The 19,546-nt window shown below is 69.4% G+C and carries 19 protein-coding genes; 5 read left to right on the top strand and 14 right to left on the bottom strand.

What is annotated here, in order from left to right:
* Positions 1 to 63 precede the first annotated feature (63 nt).
* The 3 genes from AB9O74_RS06820 to AB9O74_RS06810 all read right to left on the bottom strand — a co-directional run bounded on the left by AB9O74_RS06820 (position 64) and on the right by AB9O74_RS06810 (position 3,566).
* Positions 64 to 594, bottom strand: a complete 531-nt coding sequence (locus AB9O74_RS06820) for a gamma carbonic anhydrase family protein (RefSeq protein ID WP_346479049.1) — start codon at positions 592 to 594, stop codon at positions 64 to 66.
* 60 nt (positions 595 to 654) lie between these two features.
* The gene (mnmG, locus tag AB9O74_RS06815; protein ID WP_369348841.1) at positions 655 to 2,544 is read right to left on the bottom strand and encodes a tRNA uridine-5-carboxymethylaminomethyl(34) synthesis enzyme MnmG; all 1,890 of its coding nucleotides are present in this window, start codon (positions 2,542 to 2,544) and stop codon (positions 655 to 657) included.
* A gap of 491 nt (positions 2,545 to 3,035) precedes the next feature.
* Positions 3,036 to 3,566: a hypothetical protein gene (locus AB9O74_RS06810; RefSeq protein WP_346479047.1), complete on the bottom strand. Its 531-nt coding sequence runs from the start codon at positions 3,564 to 3,566 to the stop codon at positions 3,036 to 3,038.
* A 147-nt stretch (positions 3,567 to 3,713) separates the two neighbouring features.
* Here AB9O74_RS06810 and AB9O74_RS06805 point away from each other — a divergent pair, with 147 nt between their 5' ends.
* Together AB9O74_RS06805 and AB9O74_RS06800 are read left to right on the top strand one after the other, a co-directional pair.
* The gene (locus AB9O74_RS06805; protein ID WP_369348840.1) at positions 3,714 to 4,673 is read left to right on the top strand and encodes a pyridoxal-phosphate dependent enzyme; all 960 of its coding nucleotides are present in this window, start codon (positions 3,714 to 3,716) and stop codon (positions 4,671 to 4,673) included.
* Positions 4,658 to 5,272 carry an ElyC/SanA/YdcF family protein gene (locus AB9O74_RS06800; protein ID WP_176987890.1) on the top strand — a complete coding sequence of 205 codons (615 nt, stop codon included), beginning with the start codon at positions 4,658 to 4,660 and terminating at the stop codon, positions 5,270 to 5,272. The genes AB9O74_RS06805 and AB9O74_RS06800 overlap by 16 nt, the downstream gene beginning before the upstream one ends.
* A gap of 52 nt (positions 5,273 to 5,324) precedes the next feature.
* Here AB9O74_RS06800 and bioC read toward each other — a convergent pair whose 3' ends face one another.
* The 5 genes from bioC to bioB form a co-directional block, all read right to left on the bottom strand.
* A complete protein-coding gene (gene bioC, locus AB9O74_RS06795; RefSeq protein WP_369348839.1) occupies positions 5,325 to 6,209 on the bottom strand; it encodes a malonyl-ACP O-methyltransferase BioC in 885 nt (294 codons plus the stop codon).
* A gap of 37 nt (positions 6,210 to 6,246) precedes the next feature.
* Positions 6,247 to 7,029 (bottom strand): SDR family oxidoreductase, encoded by a 783-nt coding sequence (locus AB9O74_RS06790; RefSeq protein WP_369348838.1) that lies wholly within the window; start codon positions 7,027 to 7,029, stop codon positions 6,247 to 6,249.
* Positions 7,030 to 7,088: 59 nt separating this feature from the next.
* Positions 7,089 to 7,850 carry a pimeloyl-ACP methyl ester esterase BioH gene (gene bioH / locus AB9O74_RS06785; RefSeq protein WP_369348837.1) on the bottom strand — a complete coding sequence of 254 codons (762 nt, stop codon included), beginning with the start codon at positions 7,848 to 7,850 and terminating at the stop codon, positions 7,089 to 7,091.
* A gap of 16 nt (positions 7,851 to 7,866) precedes the next feature.
* Positions 7,867 to 9,078: an 8-amino-7-oxononanoate synthase gene (bioF, locus tag AB9O74_RS06780; protein WP_176987894.1), complete on the bottom strand. Its 1,212-nt coding sequence runs from the start codon at positions 9,076 to 9,078 to the stop codon at positions 7,867 to 7,869.
* A gap of 62 nt (positions 9,079 to 9,140) precedes the next feature.
* On the bottom strand, positions 9,141 to 10,175 hold the full coding sequence (bioB, locus tag AB9O74_RS06775) for a biotin synthase BioB (protein WP_369348836.1): 1,035 nt from the start codon (positions 10,173 to 10,175) through the stop codon (positions 9,141 to 9,143).
* Between the two features lie 70 nt (positions 10,176 to 10,245).
* Between bioB and AB9O74_RS06770 the strand changes: the two genes are divergently transcribed.
* From AB9O74_RS06770 to AB9O74_RS06760, 3 genes are all read left to right on the top strand, one after another.
* Complete coding sequence (locus AB9O74_RS06770; protein WP_369348835.1) at positions 10,246 to 10,959, top strand: ComF family protein; 714 nt, start codon at positions 10,246 to 10,248, stop codon at positions 10,957 to 10,959.
* 68 nt (positions 10,960 to 11,027) lie between these two features.
* Positions 11,028 to 11,588 carry an HdeD family acid-resistance protein gene (locus AB9O74_RS06765; protein ID WP_369348834.1) on the top strand — a complete coding sequence of 187 codons (561 nt, stop codon included), beginning with the start codon at positions 11,028 to 11,030 and terminating at the stop codon, positions 11,586 to 11,588.
* A 47-nt stretch (positions 11,589 to 11,635) separates the two neighbouring features.
* Positions 11,636 to 12,136: a hypothetical protein gene (locus AB9O74_RS06760; RefSeq protein WP_369348833.1), complete on the top strand. Its 501-nt coding sequence runs from the start codon at positions 11,636 to 11,638 to the stop codon at positions 12,134 to 12,136.
* A gap of 25 nt (positions 12,137 to 12,161) precedes the next feature.
* On the opposite strand, the gene AB9O74_RS06755 is transcribed toward AB9O74_RS06760, so the two are convergent.
* The 6 genes from AB9O74_RS06755 to AB9O74_RS06730 are packed head-to-tail and all read right to left on the bottom strand — an operon-like array spanning position 12,162 to position 19,386.
* On the bottom strand, positions 12,162 to 13,967 hold the full coding sequence (locus AB9O74_RS06755; protein ID WP_369348832.1) for an MFS transporter: 1,806 nt from the start codon (positions 13,965 to 13,967) through the stop codon (positions 12,162 to 12,164).
* A gap of 53 nt (positions 13,968 to 14,020) precedes the next feature.
* Complete coding sequence (gene nagA, locus AB9O74_RS06750) at positions 14,021 to 15,136, bottom strand: N-acetylglucosamine-6-phosphate deacetylase (protein WP_369348831.1); 1,116 nt, start codon at positions 15,134 to 15,136, stop codon at positions 14,021 to 14,023.
* The gene (locus AB9O74_RS06745; protein WP_369348830.1) at positions 15,133 to 15,909 is read right to left on the bottom strand and encodes a DeoR family transcriptional regulator; all 777 of its coding nucleotides are present in this window, start codon (positions 15,907 to 15,909) and stop codon (positions 15,133 to 15,135) included. Before AB9O74_RS06745 ends, nagA begins: the two co-directional genes overlap by 4 nt.
* A gap of 34 nt (positions 15,910 to 15,943) precedes the next feature.
* On the bottom strand, positions 15,944 to 17,272 hold the full coding sequence (locus AB9O74_RS06740; RefSeq protein ID WP_369348829.1) for a D-tagatose-bisphosphate aldolase, class II, non-catalytic subunit: 1,329 nt from the start codon (positions 17,270 to 17,272) through the stop codon (positions 15,944 to 15,946).
* Between the two features lie 23 nt (positions 17,273 to 17,295).
* Positions 17,296 to 18,222, bottom strand: coding sequence for an ROK family protein (locus AB9O74_RS06735; RefSeq protein ID WP_176987902.1), 927 nt, complete (start codon positions 18,220 to 18,222; stop codon positions 17,296 to 17,298).
* 6 nt (positions 18,223 to 18,228) lie between these two features.
* Complete coding sequence (locus tag AB9O74_RS06730) at positions 18,229 to 19,386, bottom strand: SIS domain-containing protein (protein ID WP_369348828.1); 1,158 nt, start codon at positions 19,384 to 19,386, stop codon at positions 18,229 to 18,231.
* Between the last annotated feature and the right edge of the window lie 160 nt (positions 19,387 to 19,546).

Genomic DNA, 19,546 nt, shown 5'->3' with positions numbered 1-19,546 from the left:
GGTCTGCCAGCGGGGGCATGCGGGTCTCGACTGCTTCCTGGTCGGCTGAGGACTTTACCGCAATCAACCGCGGTACTGATCCTTCAGGCGCACATAGTGATCGGCCGAGTAGTGCAGCGACTCGATCTCCTTGTCGCTGAGCCTGCGCGCCAGCCGCGCCGGGTTGCCCAGCCACAGCTCGCCTTCGCCGACCACCTTGCCGGGGCCGAGCACCGCGCCCGCGCCGAGGAAACCGTGCGTGCCCACCTTGGCGCCATCGAGGATGCAGGCACCCATGCCGATCAGGCAGTAATCGCCGATGGTGCAGGCATGGATGATGGTGCCGTGGCCGACCGTCACGCCTTCACCGATCAGGGTCGGGTAGCCGCCCTTGTTGAACGGGCTGTGGTGGCTGACGTGGATGATGGTGCCGTCCTGGATGTTGCTGCGTGCGCCGATCCGCACGTGGTTCACATCGCCGCGGATCACCGTGCCCGGCCACACCGAGACGTCATCGCCCAGCACCACGTCACCGATGATCGTGCAGGCCGGGTCGATGTAGACGCGCTCGCCGAGCACGGGGAGTTTGTCGAGGAAGGGGCGGATCGGGGACATGCGGACTCCAGGCAATGACGCGCCCTGCTGGGCGCGGCGTCATGATACCGGGCGCTGTTGTTACGCGACTCTGTTGCGACGCGCGCGTTCCAGGTGCACCAGCAGCAGCGAGATCGCCGCCGGCGTCATGCCGGGGATGCGCTGGGCCTGGCCGATGGTCTGCGGCCGCACCCGTTCGAGCTTCTGCTGCACCTCGGCCGAGAGGCCGCGCACGCCGGCGTAATCGAACTCCGCGGCGATGGCGGTGTTCTCGTGGCGCTGCTGGCGCGCGATCTCATCGCGCTGGCGGTCCAGGTAACCGGCGTACTTCACCCCGATCTCGACCTGCTCGGCGACCTTGGCATCGGCCACGGCCGGCCCGAGCGAGGGCACCTGCATCAGCGTGGCGTAATCCAGTTCGGGACGCTTGATCAGGTCCAGCACGTTGGTTTCGCGGCTGACCGCCACGCCCAGGGTGGCCTCCACTTCGCGGCCGAGCGCATTGCCCGGCGTCGCCCACAGTGCACGCAGGCGCGCGGTTTCCCGTGCGACGGCATCCTGTTTGGTCTGGAACGCGCTCCAGCGACGGTCATCCACCAGGCCCAGTTCGCGGCCGGGGCCGGTCAGGCGCACGTCGGCATTGTCTTCGCGCAGCTGCAGCCGGTACTCGGCGCGGCTGGTGAACATGCGGTACGGCTCGTTGGTGCCATGGGTGATCAGGTCGTCGACCAGCACGCCCAGGTACGCCTCGTCGCGGCGCGGGCACCAGCCGGCGTCGTCGCGGGTGAAGCGGGCGGCGTTGAGGCCGGCCAGCAGGCCCTGCGCGGCGGCCTCTTCATAGCCGGTGGTGCCGTTGATCTGGCCGGCGAAGAACAGGCCGCTGACGGTCTTGGTCTCCAGCGTGTTCTTCAGCCCGCGCGGATCGAAGAAGTCGTACTCGATCGCGTAGCCCGGCCGGGTGATATGCGCGTTCTCGAAGCCGCGCATGCTGCGCACCAGGTCCAGCTGCACATCGAAGGGCAGCGAGGTGGAGATGCCGTTGGGATAGATCTCGACCACGTCCAGCCCTTCGGGCTCGACGAAAATCTGGTGGCTGGCCTTCTCGGCGAAGCGCACCACCTTGTCCTCGATGGATGGGCAGTAGCGCGGGCCGATGCCTTCGATCTGCCCGCTGTACAGCGGCGAACGGTGCAGCGCGTTGCGGATGATCTCGTGGGTGCGCTCGCTGGTGTGGGTGATCCAGCAGCTGACCTGCGCCGGATGCTCGGCCACGCTGCCGAGGAAGGACATCACCGGGCGCGGGTCGTCGCCGGGCTGTTCTTCCATGAGGCTGTAGTCCAGCGAGCGGCCATCGATGCGCGGCGGCGTGCCGGTCTTGAGGCGGTCGATCACGAACGGGCGCTCGCGCAGGCGCGCGGCCAGCGTGGTCGCCGGCGGGTCGCCCATGCGGCCGGCGGCGTACTGGGTTTCACCGACGTGGATCTTGCCGGCCAGGAAGGTACCGGCGGTGAGCACCACGGCCGCCGCGCTGAAGCGCAGGCCGGTCTGGGTGATCGCACCGCGCACGGCGTCGCCTTCGATGATCAGGTCATCGACCGCCGCCTGGAACACGGTCAGGTTGGGCTGGGCCTCGACGATCTGGCGGATCGCCATGCGGTAGAGATTGCGGTCGGCCTGGCAGCGCGTGGCGCGCACGGCCGGGCCCTTGGAGGCGTTGAGCGTGCGCCACTGGATGCCGGCGCGGTCGGCGGCATGCGCCATCGCGCCGCCCAGGGCATCGATCTCCTTGACCAGGTGGCCCTTGCCGATCCCGCCGATGGCCGGGTTGCAGCTCATCGCGCCGATCGTTTCCACGTTGTGGGTCAGCAGCAGGGTGCGCGCACCGCTGCGCGCGGCCGCCAGCGCGGCCTCGGTGCCGGCGTGGCCGCCGCCGATGACGATCACGTCGTAGCGGTAGAAGGAGTCAGTCATGGCGGAGGAGCTCGGGACGGGGCCGGGCGGCCCGGATCAGCCCTGGCGACAGGGCGCGGGTGGCGATTTTAGCGCCATTCGTCGGGGGCCATGAAATCAACCCTCAAGTTGGCACGTTTTCTGCAGATAACCCAATAGCACCCAGGATGGCATGCGCCTTGTGCGCAACGGACCGGAATTGGAACAGGGGCCGGTCCAAGCGCATCGTGGGGAAGCAGAGGGGCCGGCAGTCGGGGGACTGCCGGCCCTGTTTTTTTGCCGTTCCCGGCCGGGCCGGGTGGCCCAAATACAGAAGGCCCCGCCAGTAGCGGGGCCTTCTGCGTTTAAGGTGCCGACATCCGACAGGGCCGGAACAGGGGGGATCCAGATGTTCCTGGCGGATATCGACATAGAGCCGAATGTGACGCCACTTGTCGCTTTTGACACTATGTGACCGTGGCAGTCACCGCCCGGCTAGAGTGAACCGCCGGGCGCGTGAAAATCAAGCCATCTCAGGGCTCAACTGTGCGTTGGTTCGCATTGTTGAGATTCCGCCACGGGGAGCCGTTCATCCTCGGCGCAGCCGGCCGCGGGGCCTGGGCCGGGCGTGCCTGCGGCGGACGCGAGGGTCGCTGCTGCTGTTGCTGCGGTCGGCGCGGGCCACCCACCGAATCCATGTTCCGCCACGGCGAGCCGCCGTTGGTCGGACGCGGACGATCCGGCGGACGGGTCGGATGACCCCCATTGCCGTTGCCGGGACGCGGCGGCGGGCGATGATTGTGCGGCGGACGGTAGTTCGGATAGGGGCGATACACCGGGTAGCCGTAACCACCGCCATAGCCGCCGCCATAACCGTAATATCCGCCACCGCCGTAGTAGCCGCTGCCGTAGCCGTAGGGATAGCCGGCCGGGTAGCGGTACTCGACCGACGGTGCGCCGTGGTAGTAGCCACTGCCGCCACCGCCACCGCCGACATAGTCGTACGTCGCGCAGCCGGACAGGGCCAACAACAGGCCACCGGCAAGAACAAGGCGCATTTTCATGATGGGTCCCCCCAAAGGGCTGTAGGGCCAGCTTCGGCCCACGGCATTGAATCGGCCCTTAACTCGGCCCGATCCGAATGAATGGTTGCCATGCTGACACGTTCATCAGGGCGCATGTGGCCGTGGGGCATACGTTAATCTTGCGTCATGAGCGATTCACCCTTGCCCTGTGTTGACGACGTGCTGGCGGCGGCGGCGCGCATTGCCGCGCACGCCTGCGTGACCCCGGTGCTGCGCTCGCGCACGCTGGATGCGATGACCGGCGCCACGATCTTCTTCAAGGCCGAACACCTGCAGCGCAGCGGAGCCTTCAAGTTCCGCGGCGCGTGCAATGCCGTCTGGGCGCTGGGCGATGAGCAGGCCCGGCGCGGGGTGGTCACCCACTCCTCCGGCAACCATGGCGCCGCCCTGGCGCTGGCCGCGCGTACCCGCGGCATCGCCTGCCATGTGATCGTGCCCGAGGGCGCCGTGGCGGCCAAGCTGGCCAACATCGGTCGCCACGGGGCGACGCTGTGGCGCTGCGATGCCTCGATCGCCGCGCGCGAAGCGATGTGCGCGCAGGTCCAGGCCGAAACCGGGGCGACCCTGGTGCATCCCTACACCGATGCCCAGGTGATCGCCGGCCAGGGCACGGCCGCGCTGGAGCTGCTGCACGCCAGCGAAGGCGTGGACATGATGGTGGTGCCGGTGGGCGGCGGTGGCCTGGCCTCGGGCACGCGGCTGGCGCTGCAGGCGGTCGCCCCGGCGACCGGGCTGGTTCTGGCCGAACCGCTGGGGGCCGCCGATACGGCGCGCTCGCTGGCGGCCGGCGAGCGCCGCATCGATTTCACCCCCGATACCGTCTGCGATGGCCTGCGTGGCACGCTGGGCACGCCGAACTTCGCGCTGCTGCACGGCGCGGCGCAGGTGATCACCGTTGCCGATGACGCCACCATCGCCGCGATGCGGCTGATCTGGCAGGTGCTCAAGCAGGTGGTCGAGCCGTCCTCGGCGATCGCGCTGGCGGCGATCCTCGCCGAACCGGCCCGCTTTGCCGGCAAACGCGTCGGTGTGGTGCTGTCGGGCGGCAACGTCGACCTGGACGCCCTGCCATGGAGCGCGGCATGAGCCGGCGCACCGGGGTGGGGTTCTTCGGCTGGCTGTGGCGGCTGTGCATCGTGCTGGCCGTGTGGCTGCTCGGGGTCACGGCGTGGATTGTCTGGATCGGCGAGCGCGACCAGGCACAGAAGGCCGACGCGATCATCGTGCTCGGTGCGGCGGCGTATGACGCCAAGCCCTCACCGGTGTTCGAAGAGCGCATCCGGCACGGCCTGGATCTGTACCAGCAGGGCTATGCGCCGCTGCTGATCTTCACCGGTGGCTACGGCGGCACCGGCGCGCGCTTTTCCGAATCGCAGGTGGCACGTCGCTACGCGCTCAAGCAGGGTGTACCGGATGACGCGATCCTGATCGAGACCGCCTCACGCACCACCCGGCAGAACCTGATCGAGGCACGGCGCCTGATGGACCAGCGCAAGCTGCACCGCGTGATCATCGTCAGCGATCCGCTGCACATGGCGCGCGCGCTGCGCCTGTGCCGGGAACTGGGCATCGATGCGCTGGCCTCGTCCACGCCGAGCACGCGCTTCCGCAGCTTCCACACCAGCTGGCGGTTCCTGGCGCAGGAAATCTACTTCTTCCACCGCGACCTGTTTCCGGCGTCCTAGCGCAGCGCTTCGCCCCGGCCCTACGCCGTAACGCCGGCCAGACGCCGGCGCATCACGTCGTCCGCCGACGGATCGGAATCGCCGAGACCGGCACGGTGGCGACATCGTGGCCGCGCTCGCGGATCGGCGCGCCGCCCTCCGGTGCCCAGGCATGGGCGTAGATCACTTCCCAGCTGCTGGGCAGCTTGCCATCCTCGCGGCGCAGCGGCTCGTACGCCGCCCGCGCGGCATCGAAGCGCCCGCGCCCGGTCAGGGTGTGGCGGCGGTCCTGGCGTGCGTTGGTGGCGCCGATCGCCTGCAGCTCGCGCATCAGCGCGGTCAGGTCGTCGTAGGTCAGGGTGAACAGGTCGCGGTCCAGCACCGGATCGCGGAAGCCGGACATCATCAGCGCATCGCCGAACTGCGCGATCGGGGCGAAGCGGCTGACATGCGGCACGTCGTCGGTGGCGGCGAACGCATCGCGCAGTTCGATCAGGGTTTCCGGCCCGAACGTGGAGACCAGCAGCAGGCCACCGGGCTTGAGCGCGCGGCGGAACCCGGCGAACACCGCCGGCAGATCCTCCACCCACTGCAGGCACAGGTTGCTGAAGATCACATCCACGCTCTGGTCCAGCACCGGCAACGCCTGCGCATCGCCGCATACGCGCGAGAACGGCTTCCACCAGCCGGCCTGCTTCTTCGCCTCGCGCAGCATCGGCTGGGCCAGGTCGAGCGCGATCACCTGCGCCTTCGGCCAGCGCTTCTTCATCACGGCGCTGGCGTGGCCGGTGCCGCTGCCGACATCGAGCACCACCTGCGGCTGGCGGCTTTCCAGGTAGTCCAGCGATTCGAGCAGGCGCTTTTCCACCTCGCGCTGCAGCGCCGCGGCGGCGTCGTAACTGCTGGCGGCGCGCGAGAAGGCGCGGCGGACGTGATGGGGATCGAAGCTGGACGTCATGGGGTACTCACGGCTCAAAACGGTGGTGCGGGTGGACTCAGAAGGTGCCCGGGTAGGCGCCGCCATCGATCAGCAGGTTCTGCCCGGTGATGTAGCCGGCCTGCGCACTGCACAGGAACGCGCAGGCGGCGCCGAACTCATCGGCGGTGCCGAAGCGGCCGGCGGGAATGTGGGTGCGCTTGCGTTCGGCGAGCTGACCGGCATCGATACCCTGCTGCTGCGCCAGGTAGGCGAAGTTGCCGCGCAGGCGATCGGTATCGAACTGGCCCGGCAGCAGATTGTTGAGGGTGACATTGTGGGCAACGGTCCTGCGTGCCAGCCCGGCCACGAAGCCGGTCAGCCCGGAGCGTGCGCCGTTGGAGAGCCCGAGGATGTCGATCGGCGCCTTCACCGAGGACGAGGTGATGTTGACCACGCGGCCGAAGCCGCGCTCGATCATGCCGTCCACGGTGGCGCGGATCAGCTCGATCGGAGCCAGCATGTTGGCATCCAGCGCGGCGATCCAGTCGTCGCGGGTGAACTGGCGGAAATCGCCCGCCGGTGGTCCCCCCGCGTTGTTGACCAGGATGTCGACCTGCGGGCAGGCGGCCAGCGCCGCGGCGCGGCCCTCCGGCGTGGTGATGTCGGCGACCACGCCGATCACCCTGCGGGCGCCCGGCAGGGCCTGCAGCTCGAGCACGGCGCGATCCAGCGCCGCTTCACCGCGCGCGGCGATCACCAGGTTGACGCCTTCGCGTGCCAGCGCACGCGCACAGCCAAGCCCGAGGCCTTTGCTGGCGGCGCAGACCAGGGCCCAGCGGCCGGCGATTCCAAGATCCATGGGTCAGTCCTGTGGCATGAGGCAGGCGTACATGATCGGCGATGCGTGGCCGGGAGAGGTCAAGACTGGGCGGCAACAAAGTGTTGCAGCTGCGCGGCGACCTCGTCGGCATGGCCGAGGAACGGGGCATGCCCGCCGTGGGCGACCACATGGACCTGCGCGGCGGGCGCCAGCGCGCCGGCCGCCTGCATGGCCCGCGCCGAGACCAGCCGGTCGCGCTGGCCGGCCAGCCACAGGCTGGGTTTGCCCAGCGGGGCCAGGGCGCCGCGGAGATCGGTGTTCTCCAACAGTCGTAGGCCTTCCTGCAATGCACGGGGGGCCGGCTCTCCGCGCGCGACCAGCATCTCGCGCAGCGTGCGCAGTTCCTGGCGGGCGTGTTCGGACCCCATCGCGTCCAGCGCGAGGAAGCGCTCCAGCGTGCCGCGATAGTCCTGCGCGAGGTCCTGGCCGAACTGGCCGAACACCGCCGGCTCGACCGCATGCGGCCAATCGTCGCCGCGAACGAATCGCGGGGTGGCGGCGATCATCGCCAGGGCGCGCACCTGCGGCAGCGTCGCGGCGGCATGCAGGGCGAACAGGCCGCCGAGCGACCAGCCACACCAGACCGCCGGCGGCGTCGCAGCGGCGATGGCGTTGACCACATGCGGCAGGCGCAGCGGGGTGGTGTCGTCGCGGCTGGCACCATGGCCGGGCAGATCGACCAGGTGCAGCTGGAGGTGCGTCGACAGCCGCTCCACCAGCGGCGCGAACACGCCGCCATGCAGGGCCCAGCCGTGGATCAGGACCAGTGCCGGGCCCTGGCCGATGACATCGATATGCATGCTCAACTCTGTGGCGTCACGCGGTCAGGGCATTCAACGCGTGCTGCTGCCCCACGGTATCGCGGGCGTGCGCGATCGCATCGACCAGCGCGCGCACCTGCGCCGGCGCATGCAATGCGGACAGCGTCACGCGCAGGCGCGCCTTGCCCTCGGGCACGGTCGGCGGACGGATCGCGCTGACCAGGAAACCCGCCGCCTCCAGCGTGGCCGACATCGCCATCACCGTCGACTCGGCGCCGCACAGCAGCGGTTGGATCGGGGTATCGGACGGCATCAGTTCCAGGCCGTGCTGGCGGGCACCGGCGCGGAAGAGGCCGATCAACTCGGTGAGCTTCTCGCGGCGCCAGTCGTCGCGGCGCGCCAGCTTCACGGCGGCCAGTGCCGCGGCGGCCTGGGCCGGCGGTACGGCGGTGGTGTAGATGTAGGGCCGCGCGGTTTCGGCCAGGTGCTGGATCATCGCCTCGTCGCCGAGCACGACCGCACCACTGCCGCCGAGTGCCTTGCCGAGCGTGGCCAGCTGCAGCGGCACATCGTCGACGCCCAGGCCTGCATCGGCCACGCAGCCACGGCCGTGTTCGCCGACCACGCCGATACCGTGCGCGTCATCGACGTACAGCAGCGCTTCCTGCATGCGCGCCACCAGCGACAGCGAGCGCAGCGGGGCGATGTCGCCATCCATGCTGAAGACGCCGTCGGTAGCCAGCATCGCCGCGCCGTTGGGCGCGTGCTTGAGCTGGCGCAGCGCGCCTTCGGTATCCAGGTGCGGATAGCGCCGCAGCCGGCAACCGGCCAGGCGCGAGGCATCGAGCAGGCTGGCGTGGTTGAGCCGGTCCTGCACGCAGACATCGTCTTCTTCGCCGAGCAGCGCCTGCTGCACGGCCAGGTTGGCGGCAAAGCCGCTGCCGAACAGCAGTGCGCGCGGATAGCCGAGCCAGTCGGCCATTTCCTGTTCGAGCGCTTCATGCAGCGCATGGTGGCCACAGATCAGGTGCGAGGCGGTCGCGCCGGCGCCTTCGCGCGCGGCGGCATCCTGCAGTGCGCTGACCACCCCGAACTGCTGCGACAGACCCAGATAGTCATTGCTGCAGAAGTTGGTCAGCCATTGGCCATCCACTTCCAGCTGCACGCCATCGCGCCGGCTCACCACGCGGCGGACACGCAGACGCCCCTGCGCGTCGCGGAGCTTGCGCTGGGCCTGGATGCGGTCGTGCAGGTCAGGACGGGCCATGGTCGTCAGGGGGTCCGGGTGGGCCGTTAGCGTACCCGGTTGCCGGGCCCGCTGCTCGGGGCTCAGGCCGCCCGCCCACAGCCGCCGCCAGCGGTGATGTCGGCGTGGACCGTGGCCGGGTGATCGTGTCCCGGCGCCTCTACGGTGATCGCCATCGGGCGCAGCCCCAGCCGTTCGAACAGGGCCAGGTCGCGCTCGGTGTCCGGGTTGCCGGTGGTCAGCAGCTTTTCGCCATGGAAGATGGAGTTGGCCCCGGCCAGGAAGCACAGCGCCTGCAGCTCGTCGCTCATCGCCTCGCGCCCGGCCGAAAGCCGCACCATCGAACGCGGCATCACGATGCGGGCCACCGCGATCATCCGCACGAACTCGAACGGGTCCAGCGCGGCGGTGCCGTGCAGGGGGGTGCCGGCGACCTGCACCAGGCGGTTGATCGGCACCGAGTCCGGGTGGGCGGGCAGGGTGGCCAGCGCCAGCAGCAGGCCGGCGCGGTGTTCGCGCGTCTCCCCCATGCCGACGATGCCCCCGCAGCAGGTCTTCAGCCCGGCATCGCGCACGTGCGCCAGCGTGTCCAGGCGGTCCTGGTACTGGCGCGTGTGGATGATCGAGTCGTAGTAGTCCGGTGCGGTGTCCAGGTTGTGGTTGTAGTAGTCCAGCCCGGCCTCGCGCAGGGCGGTGGCCTGCGCGCTGCTGAGCATGCCCAGCGTGGCGCAGGTCTCCAGGCCGAGCGCCTTCACCTCGCGGATCATCGCCGCCACCTTGGGGATGTCGCGGTCTTTCGGCGAGCGCCAGGCCGCGCCCATGCAGAACCGCGAGGCGCCGGCGGCCTTGGCCTGGCGCGCCTTGGCGACCACATCGTCGGTGGCCATCAGCTTCTGCGCGTCCACGCCGGTGCTGTAGCGCTGTGCCTGCGGGCAGTAGGCGCAGTCCTCCGGACAGCCGCCGGTCTTGACCGAGAGCAGGGTCGAGATCTGCACTTCCGCCGGATCAAACTGTTCGCGGTGCACGCTGGCCGCGCGGTGCAACAGCGCCGGGAACGGCAGTTCGAACAGCGCCAGCAGCTCCTCGCGGTGCCAGTCGTGTCGGATGACAGAAGCCATGGGGATGTCCTGACAGATAGGGGAACGAAAGGGCGGCAGTCTGGTGAGGAGGTCGCCATCTGTCAACCACATGATCATTTCAAAAGTTTACGGAGCCTTGGGGTGGCTGCGCTGGCAGATCCTGCCGCTGCGCTGCCTGGTCTGCGAGTGCCCCGGCGAGGATGGAATGGACCTGTGCCGCGCCTGCCATCGGGCGTTGCCCTGGAACGACCATGCCTGCCGCCGCTGCGCGCTGCCCTTGGCGGCGGCCGACCGCGCTGATGAAACAGACGACCACTGCGGGCGTTGCATCGACGAGCATCCCCGCCAGGCCGCCGCCAGCGCGGCGTTTCTGTATGCGGCGCCGATCGACCGCCTGCTGATCCGGTTCAAGTTCCACCAGGACCTGGCCGCCGGCCGATTGCTGTCGCAGCTGATGCTGCAGCGCGTGCCGCCGTTCCTGGCCGGGCCGCTGCAGCCGATGCCGCTGCATCGCCGGCGGCTGCGCCAGCGCGGCTACAACCAGGCGCTGGAATTGGCCCGGCCGCTGGCGCGCGGGCTGTGCTGCCCGCTCTGGCAGGGTCTGCAACGGACCCGCGAAACGGCCGCGCAGTCGAATCTGGATGCCGATGCCCGCCGCTGCAACCTGCGCGATGCGTTCGCGGTGCGGGGGCATCCGCCCGCCGGGCTGACCGTGGTCGACGATGTGATGACCACCGGGGCGACCACCGATGCCGCGCTGCGCGCGCTGCAGTACGCCGGTGCCGGGCCGATGCAGGTCTGGGTCTGTGCGCGCGTGCCGTGAGCGCCGTTGCCGCGCCGTGCACAACGAAGCCGTACCATCGGGCCGTCATCACCCCTCAAGGATGTCCCATGAACCTGCCGCCGGACTCGCGCACGTCTCCCCTTCTTACTGCCATCGGCCGCAGCTGGTGGGTGCTGATGCTGTACGGCGTGGTTGCCGTGGTATTCGGGCTGATTGCGATCGCCCGGCCGTTGTCGGCCGCGACCGCACTGGCCTGGGCGATCGGGGTGATGGCGCTGGTGGAGGGCCTGATCAGCCTGTTCGCGCTGTTCGGCCGCAGCGGCGTGCCGCGCGGCTGGCTGCTGGTCTACGCGCTGGCCTCGCTGGTGTTCGGTGTACTGGCCGTGCTCAATCCGCTGGCGACCGCCAGCGTGCTGATCCTGCTGCTCGCGGCCTGGCTGATCGTGGCCGGCCTCTACCGCATCGTGTTCGCGATCCGGGTGCGCAGGGAAATCCAGGGTGAGTGGTTGCTGATCCTCAGTGGCGTGCTGGCGATCGTGCTCGGCGCGATGATGGTGGCCAATCCGATTGCCGGCATCGCCGTCACCACGCTGTGGATCGGCATCGGCAGCCTGCTCTACGGCGTGCTGCAGATCGTGGTCGGCTGGCGCATCCGCCGCCTGCGCTGAGCGCGGGCAACAGCGATACTCGGGGCCCCACCCTTGGAGAGACGCGCATGCGCAGCCATCTGTTGATCGTGATCCTGGCACTGGGTGCCGGCCTGGGCGCCTGCACGCAGACATCCCCGCCTCCGGCGGCGGCAGACGCGCCGGCGGGCGTCTCACCGCTGGCGCAGGCACGCATCCAGATGCGTGAGGTCGCCGCGGAGGCAGGTGGCTCCAACAGCACAACGCTCACGGACCGCGATGGCAACGCCCTGCCGCTGCTCGAACCGGCGTTCATCACCACCGGCGACATCGCCTCGGTTGCCGTCGGCACCGATGGACACAACGGACAGGACACCCTTGTCCTGCGCTTCACCGACGCAGCCGCACCGCGCATTCTTGCCGCGACCGAAGCACGCGTGGGCAAGCGGGTGGCGTTCACCATCGGCGACCAGGTCCTCAATGTCGCCGTCATCGCCGGTCCCTTCGCGCAGTCCATGCAGGTGACCGGACTGGATGGCAGCGACGAAGCGCACCGGCTGTTCACCGAGATCACCGGCAAGGCGCCCTGAGCCCGTCGGGCAGGGCAGCTGCCGCTCAGCGGAAGTTCGCCTCGATCTGCTCCAGCGACTTGCCCTTGGTCTCCGGCAGCCAGAACGCGGCGATCAGGAAGTACAGCAGCGTGCAGCCGGCCCAGAAGAAGAACATGCTGGCGTAGCCGTAGTGACCGACCGTGGGCAGGAAGATCGCGGCGATCACCGTGGAGACGAACTGGTTGATCAGCAGGGCGATGCTCATGCCGTTGGAGCGGATGCGGGTCGGCATCAGCTCGGACAGCGCCAGCCACACGCACACCCCGGGGCCGACCGCGAAGAACGCGACGAACAACAGGATGCAGCCGGCGACCAGCCAGCCGTGCGTGGGCGAGGGCACCGGGCCGATCACCGCGCGTTCGATCACCAGCGGTGCGTTGGCGGCCTGCGCGGGATCCGGGAACGGGTTGAGGTGCAGGGTACGGAAGAAGCGGCCGATCACGCTGTCGGCCGAGACCGCGTCCTCGCGGCGGATCTGCAGGGTGGCATCGATCGGGTTGTCGCTGCGCAGCGAGCGCACATTGCTGAAGCCGCTATAGGCATAGGACACGGTCAGCTGTTGCGGCGCGGTGCCGGCAGTGCCGTCCAGCCGCTGCCATTGCGCGGCATCCAGCGGAAGCGACAGGGTGGTGCCGCTCACCTGCTGCTGCAGCGTGGCCTGCACATCCAGCCGCCCGCGTTCGCTCTGCACGAACAGCAGGGCCGCCGCCAGCAGCGACAGCGTGATGCCGCCACTGCCCAGCATCAGCAGGAACTTGCGGCCCTTGCGGTCCACCAGCACCAGCGCCACCACGGTCATCACCGCGTTGAGCAGCTTGATCGCCACATCCGCACCATTGGCCACCGAGCCGGGCAGGCCGGCCTGGTTGAGGATGTTGACCGCGTAGGCCAGCACCGAGTTGATGCCGGTGGCCTGGGTGAACGCCAGCACCAGGCAGGCCAGCACGAAGGGCCACACGTAGCGGCTGCTGAGCAGCGGATCGCGTTTGCCGTTGCGGCCGAGCTGGCGTTCTTCCGGTGCCTGCATGCGCTGCAGGGTCGGCTCGACGTCGGCCGCGGCGACCGTGCGCTGCAGCGCGCTGCGCGCCTTGTCGATGCGGCCACGGCGCACCAGCCAGCGCGGTGATTCACTGATCAGCAGCACGCCCCCGGTGAACACCAGGCCGGGCAGCAGGCAGCTCCAGAAGATCGTGCGCCAGGCATGGTCCTTGACGTCGAACAGCAGCCGCTGCTGCTCGGCACCGGGCAGATGGCGCACCGCGGCGGTCGCCGCATCCACCGCATGGGCGTGGTACAGCCCGATCACGGCGGCCAGTACCAGCCCGATGGTGAGCAGCAACTGGAACATCGCCGCGCCGCGACCGCGCCGTTCCGGGCTGAGGACTTCGGCGAGGTACAGCGGCACCACCACGCCGATCAGGCCGCCGCTGATGCCCTGCAGCAGCCGCCCCATCAACAGCGCGCCATAGCCATCGGACAGCGCCATCACCGGGATGCTGGCAGTGAACAGCACGCCGGCCAGCAGCATCGCGCCGCGACGCCCGATCAGGTCGGCGACCATGCCGGCGAACAGCGAGGACAACACGCTGCCGAGCAGCACGGCGGCGACCACGAAGCCCAGCTGCTGGCTGGTCAGGTGCCAGCTCGCGGTCGCGGTGGCCTCCAGGTAGGGCAGGGCGCCGGCGATGATGCCGATGTCGATGCCGTAGAGCAGCCCACCCATGCCGCCGATGAACAACAGATAGCGTACCGGCCAGCGCGGCGCGGAGGCGCCGGCGTGCACGGGAAGGGCTGCGGAAACGTCGTTCATCATGCCGGTCCTGTCTGCAACTGCGTGCGCCGTGGCGGCGCGGGAGTCAACGCTCAGTCGAGCGCGATGTCGTCGCCTTCCACCACCACGCCGCGCACGCGCAGGTCGTGGTCGAGCACCACCAGGTCCGCCCAGGCACCGGTCGCGAGACGGCCGCGGTCGTCGATGCCGAGGTAGTCGGCCGGGTAGCGCGACAGCCGGTTGGAGGCATCGGCGATGTCCACGCCGAGCGAGACCAGGTTGCGCAGCGCCTGGTCCATGGTCAGCGCACTGCCGGCCAGCGAGCCGCTCGACAGCCGCACGCAGCCCAGGCATTTGTGCACGCGCTGCACGCCCAGCGCGTACTCGCCATCGGGCATGCCGGTAGCGGCGGTCGCATCGGTGACGCAGTACAGGCGCGGGATCGCGCGCAGGGCGGTGCGGATCGCGCCGGGATGCACGTGCTGCAGATCGGGGATGAGCTCGGCGTACTCGGCATGCGCGAGCGCGGCGGTCGCGATGCCCGGGTGGTAGTGGTCCACGCCGGTCATGCCGTTGAACAGATGGGTGAAGCCGGCCGCGCCTGCGTTCAGTGCGGCAACGCCATCCTCGTAGCTGCCGGCGCTGTGGCCGAGCTGCACGCGGATGCCGAGTGCGCTCAGCGCGGGAATCAGCGCCAGGTGCTGGCCGATCTCCGGGGCGAGGGTCAGCACCTTGATCGGTGCGATCGCATGCAGGCGCTGCACGTCGGCCAGGGTGGCCTCGACCACCAGCGGGGGCTGTGCGCCCAGACGCTCGGCACTGATGAAGGGGCCTTCCAGGTGTACGCCGAGCACGCGCGCCATGCCGGCTTCGCGCGTGGCGATCGCAGCGGACAGGCCTTCAAGTGCGCGGGTGATGTCGTCCTCCTGCGCGGTCATGGTGGTGCCCAGCAGCGCGGTGGTGCCGTGCCGGGCATGCGCGCGCGCCACGGTCTGCGCGGTCGTGCCGCCCTGCATGATGTCCATGCCGGCGCCGCCATGCACATGCAGGTCGATGAAGCCGGGCAGGATCAGCGGGACCTCATCGTCGCCGCGCGGATCGGCGTGCGCGATATCGATGGCGGTGATGCGCTGGTCGAAGTGGATGTCGCCGCGGACCCAACCGGTGTCGGTGAGCAGGCGGCCGTGCAGGGAGTGGGACTCGGTCAAGGCGGGGACTCGGCGATGATCACTTCGACGCCCAGCCGCTGCAGCCCTTCCAGGTACTCGGCCTCGATGCTGGCGTCGGTGATGATGGTGTGGACCTGGTCCAGCCGCGCGATGCGGTGCAGGCTGACCCGGCCGAACTTGGAGGCGTCGGTGAGCACCACGATGCGGCGTGCACGCTCGACCATGCGGTGGTTGAGGCTGGCTTCGGCCTCGTGGTGGGTGGTGAGGCCGAACTGCAGATCCAGGCCATCGACGCCCAGGAACAGGGTGTCGAAGCTGTAGGTGTTGAGGCTGGCCTCGGCCTGGCTGCCGTGCAGCGACAGCGACTGCTTGCGCAGCAGGCCGCCAGTGAGCAGCAGTTCCACGCCGGACGCATTGGCCAGCTCCCAGGCGATGTTCAGGCCATTGGTCATCACCGTCACATCGCGATGCCCGCGCAGGTGCCGCGCCAGCGTCATCGTGGTCGAGCCCGAGTCGATGATGATGTTGTCGCCGGCCTTGACCAGCTTGGCCGCCTCGATGCCGATCCGGTCCTTCATCGGCAGGTTCAGCGCATCCTTCTCGTGGATGTCCTGCTCCTGCGGCGGCGTGCGTACCAGCGTGGCGCCGCCGTGGGTACGGGTGGCCAGTCCCTGCGATTCGATGTGGGTCAGGTCGGCACGGATCGTGACCGCCGAGACCGAAAAACGCGTCACCAGCTCGCTGACCTGCACGTTGCCGTGCTCGACCAGGGTCTGGAGGATCTGCTGGCGACGCTGCCGGGTATTCCGCATGGGGGCGATTCCGTTCGAAAGGGAAGGCCGAAGCTTACCGTTCCGAAAGCTCCTTGGCCTGCCGGGTTTCGTTATGCGTGCCCGAGAGGTTGCGATTGCAGGCCCGGGCGTATTCGGCCAGGCGCAGCGCGACCTTGTGCTGGATCAGCGCCAGCGGTGCGGGCTGCAGTTCACCGGCTTCGATCGCCTTGAGCTGTTCGGGCATGAACTGGCTGAGCAGCATCTGCGGTGGCACCTGCGCGGTGAGGTTGGCGACCAGCGTGTCCAGCGCGGCCTGCACCGCCGGCTCGCCCCAGTAGTAGCGGCTGCGGTCACTGAGCGAATAGGCGCGCAGCAGGCGCAGCGCGTGTTCGTCGCCCTGGTAGTAGCTGCGCCAGCTGCCCGGCGTGTCGACCATGCAGCGGTCCAGCACCTCGATCAGGTTCGAGCGCTGCGCGGCGGGGAGCAGTTCGCGCTCGATCATGGCCAGCGCGAACACGGCTTCGCGGAAGGCATAGGTGGCCGCCGGCCCGACCTTGAGGATCGCGAAGTGATCGCGGACCAGCGCCTGCAGGCCGGCCTCGGTCTGGTAGTCGGTGGAGTGTGCTTCGAACACGATGCGCGGCTGCCGTTCGACGAAGGCCGAGAGGTCGGCGGCGGCGGCAGGGTCGTAGTAGTGCACGCTGCTGTGGTCGAAATCCACGCCGGGCTGCACGACCATCGCGATCACGCGCTCCCACGCCGGCAGCAGGTCCGGGGCGGAGAACGCTTCGCGGTGGATGTCCAGCGTGGTCGCGGCCGCGGCCGGCGTGGTGACCTGCAGGCCACCGGCCAGCGAAGCCTCACCCCCGGGGATCGGCACTTCGGTGCCGATCACGTAGACCGGCGGCGGTAGGCCGTGTTCGGCGGCGGTACGTTCGGCGATCCGCGCCAGTTCGGCCGAGCGCGCGGCGACGATGGCGTCCGGCAGCGGGGTCGGGTCATCGGCGCAGGACATGCTGCAGTCCAGGTGGATCTTGTGGAAACCGGCGGCGACATAGGCGGCGATCAAGTCGCGCGCGTTTGCCATGGCAGCGTCTGCCGGGCCTTTCTGCCAGGCGTTGGGGCCGAGATGGTCGCCACCGAGCACCAGCCGCTCGGCCGGGAAGCCGGCATCGCGCGCCAGCTGCAGTACGTAGTCGCGGTACTGCGGCGGGGTCATGCCGGTGTAACCGCCGAACTGATCGACCTGGTTGGAGGTCGCCTCGATCAGCAGCAGGGTGTCGTAGCGCTGCGCGACCTGCATCGCCGCCAGCAACACCTGCGCGTTGCTGCAGCAGACGCTGTACAGCCCGACGGGTTGGCCCTGGCGGTGGGCGGCGATCAACGATTGGACGGCGGACATGGCAACTCCAGTAACAACGGTGTTCAGGGGGAGGAAAAATGCTGGCGTGCGAGCAGGGCGGCGCCACGCGCACCGCCGGCATCGCCGAAGGTGGGCGGCAGGATCGGGGGAACGCGTACGCCGGTGAACAGGTAGGGCGCGATCGCGGCCGGCAGGTCGCGGTAGAGCTGCTCCAGCTTGGACAGCCCGCCGCCGAGCACGATCACGTGCGGGTCCAGCGCGAGGATCAGGCTGGCGAAGCTGTAGCCGAGCAGGTCGCGGTGGATCGCCAGGGCCTGCTGCGCGATCGCATCGCCGGCCTGCGCACGGGCGACCACCGCAGCGGCATCCAGGGCCGCGCCACCGCGGCGCTCGTGGATCATCGCCAGCCCGCTGCCGGAGACGTAGCGCTCCAGGCAGCCCCGCAGGCCGCAGCCGCAGTCCAGCACCGGCAGATCGTGGCGCTGCTGCAGGGTGGCGGGGAGGCTCCAGTGCCCCCATTCGCCGGCGATGCCGTTGTGCCCGGCGATCAGCCGGCCGCCCACGCAGAAGCCACCGCCCGCGCCGGTGCCGAGGATCACCCCGAACATGCTGGGGTAGCCGGCGGCAGCGCCGTCGTGCGCTTCGGACAAGGCGAAACACTGCAGGTCATTGCCCAGTTCCAGCGGGCGCTGCAGGCGTGCCTGCAGGTCCGCACCGACCGTCTGGCCGGTCAGGCTGGGCACGTTGGCGCTGAGCTGGCGGCCACTGGCACGATCACGCACGCCGGGCAGGCCGATGCCGACGGCCACGCCGCGCTCGCCGAGCGCGCGGTCGGCGGCATCGACCAGATCGACGATGGCCTGCAGGAACGCGGCGTAGTCGCGGGTGGGTGTCGCCACGCGCTGGCGGTGATGCACCACCAGCGCCGCGTCGCATGCGACCAGTTCGATCTTGGTGCCGCCGATGTCGATGCCGTACCAGGTCTGCATGCGTGCTCAGCCGTGGGGATGGATGATCACGCCCTGCACCACACGGTTGACCGTGCCGTCGGGGAAGGGATTGTCCGGGGTCATGCCAAGCGCGGCCGAACGCTGCAGCGCATAGCACTGCGGCACCAGCAGCCACAGCGGGGCCAGCCACGGATCGGGCAGCGCGGGCGCATCGAGCACGAAATCGCCGTCGGCGCGGTCCGCATCGTCGGGCCCGATCGACAGCACCCGGCCGGCGATGCCGTCGCGGCGCAGTTCGTTCAACAAGTCCTGTTCGTAGCGGCGGGCCAGCGGCTGTGCGCTGCGCAGCATCACCACCAGGGTCTCGCCGTTGAGGGTGGACTTCGGCCCATGGCGGAACCCCAGCGGGGTGTTGGCCAGCGCCAGCACGCGGCCGGCGGTGAGTTCGAGCACCTTCAGCGCGGCCTCGCGCGCAACGGCTTCCAGCGGACCGCTGCCGAGATAGATGACGCGCGCGTACGGCGCCTGGGCAAGGGCAGCCACCGCGGCATCCCAGGCGTCCAGCGCACGCGCGCCGTGGGTGCCCAGCGCATGCAGGCGTTCCAGGCGCTGCGCCCACGGAGCGCTGTCGAATGTGCTCAGCGCGGCCAGCAGCATGCAGCTCAGGCTGCTGGTCATGGCGAAGGCGCGGTCGCAGCTGGCCGGCGGCATCAGCAGCGACAAGGTATCGCTGCGGCCGTGGCCACGCGTGGCCAGTTCACCCGCGGCGTTGCAGGTGATGTCCATGAAGCGCGCGTGGTCGACCTGATCGCGGACCAGGTCCACCGCTGCCACGCTCTCCGGGCTGGAGCCGCTGCGCCCGAACGACACCAGCAGGGTCGGTCGATCGCGGCGCAGGTACAGCGCCGGATGGGTCAGCAGGCTGGTGGTATGCACGGCGCGGACCTCGGCGGGCCACTGCGCATTGATCTGGTCGGCCACCATCTCGGCGATGAAGCCCGAGCTGCCGGCGCCGGTGAAGATCACAAGCTGGCCGGGATCGCGCAGGGCGTCACCGAGGAAGGCATCGATGCGCGCCTGCGCGTCGTCCAGAAGGTCGGCCAACGCCGTCCACAGCCGGGGCTGCTGGGCGATTTCTTCGGCGGTATAGGCGCCACCGAGGCGCTGCCACGCGGGCAAATCAGGGAGCAGAGAAGCGTCCATTCGCAATTCCTGTTGGGCGAACGCACCTTCTGCGTTTTCTTTCGAAATGTCAAATATCGAAAGATAAAGAAAAGGTAGTTCGATCACACTTTTTACCGATTGCCTGATGGACCATCCTCATCCGCCCTGTTGAATGCCGCGTCGCAGCAAGGTTTCAGGC

It is taken from the genome of Stenotrophomonas sp. JAG2 (assembly GCF_041080745.1).
Classification (GTDB): Bacteria; Pseudomonadota; Gammaproteobacteria; order Xanthomonadales; family Xanthomonadaceae; genus Stenotrophomonas; species Stenotrophomonas maltophilia_AA.
The sequence above is the reverse complement of the archived record's forward strand: the minus strand, read 5'-3'. Positions and strand labels throughout refer to the sequence as shown.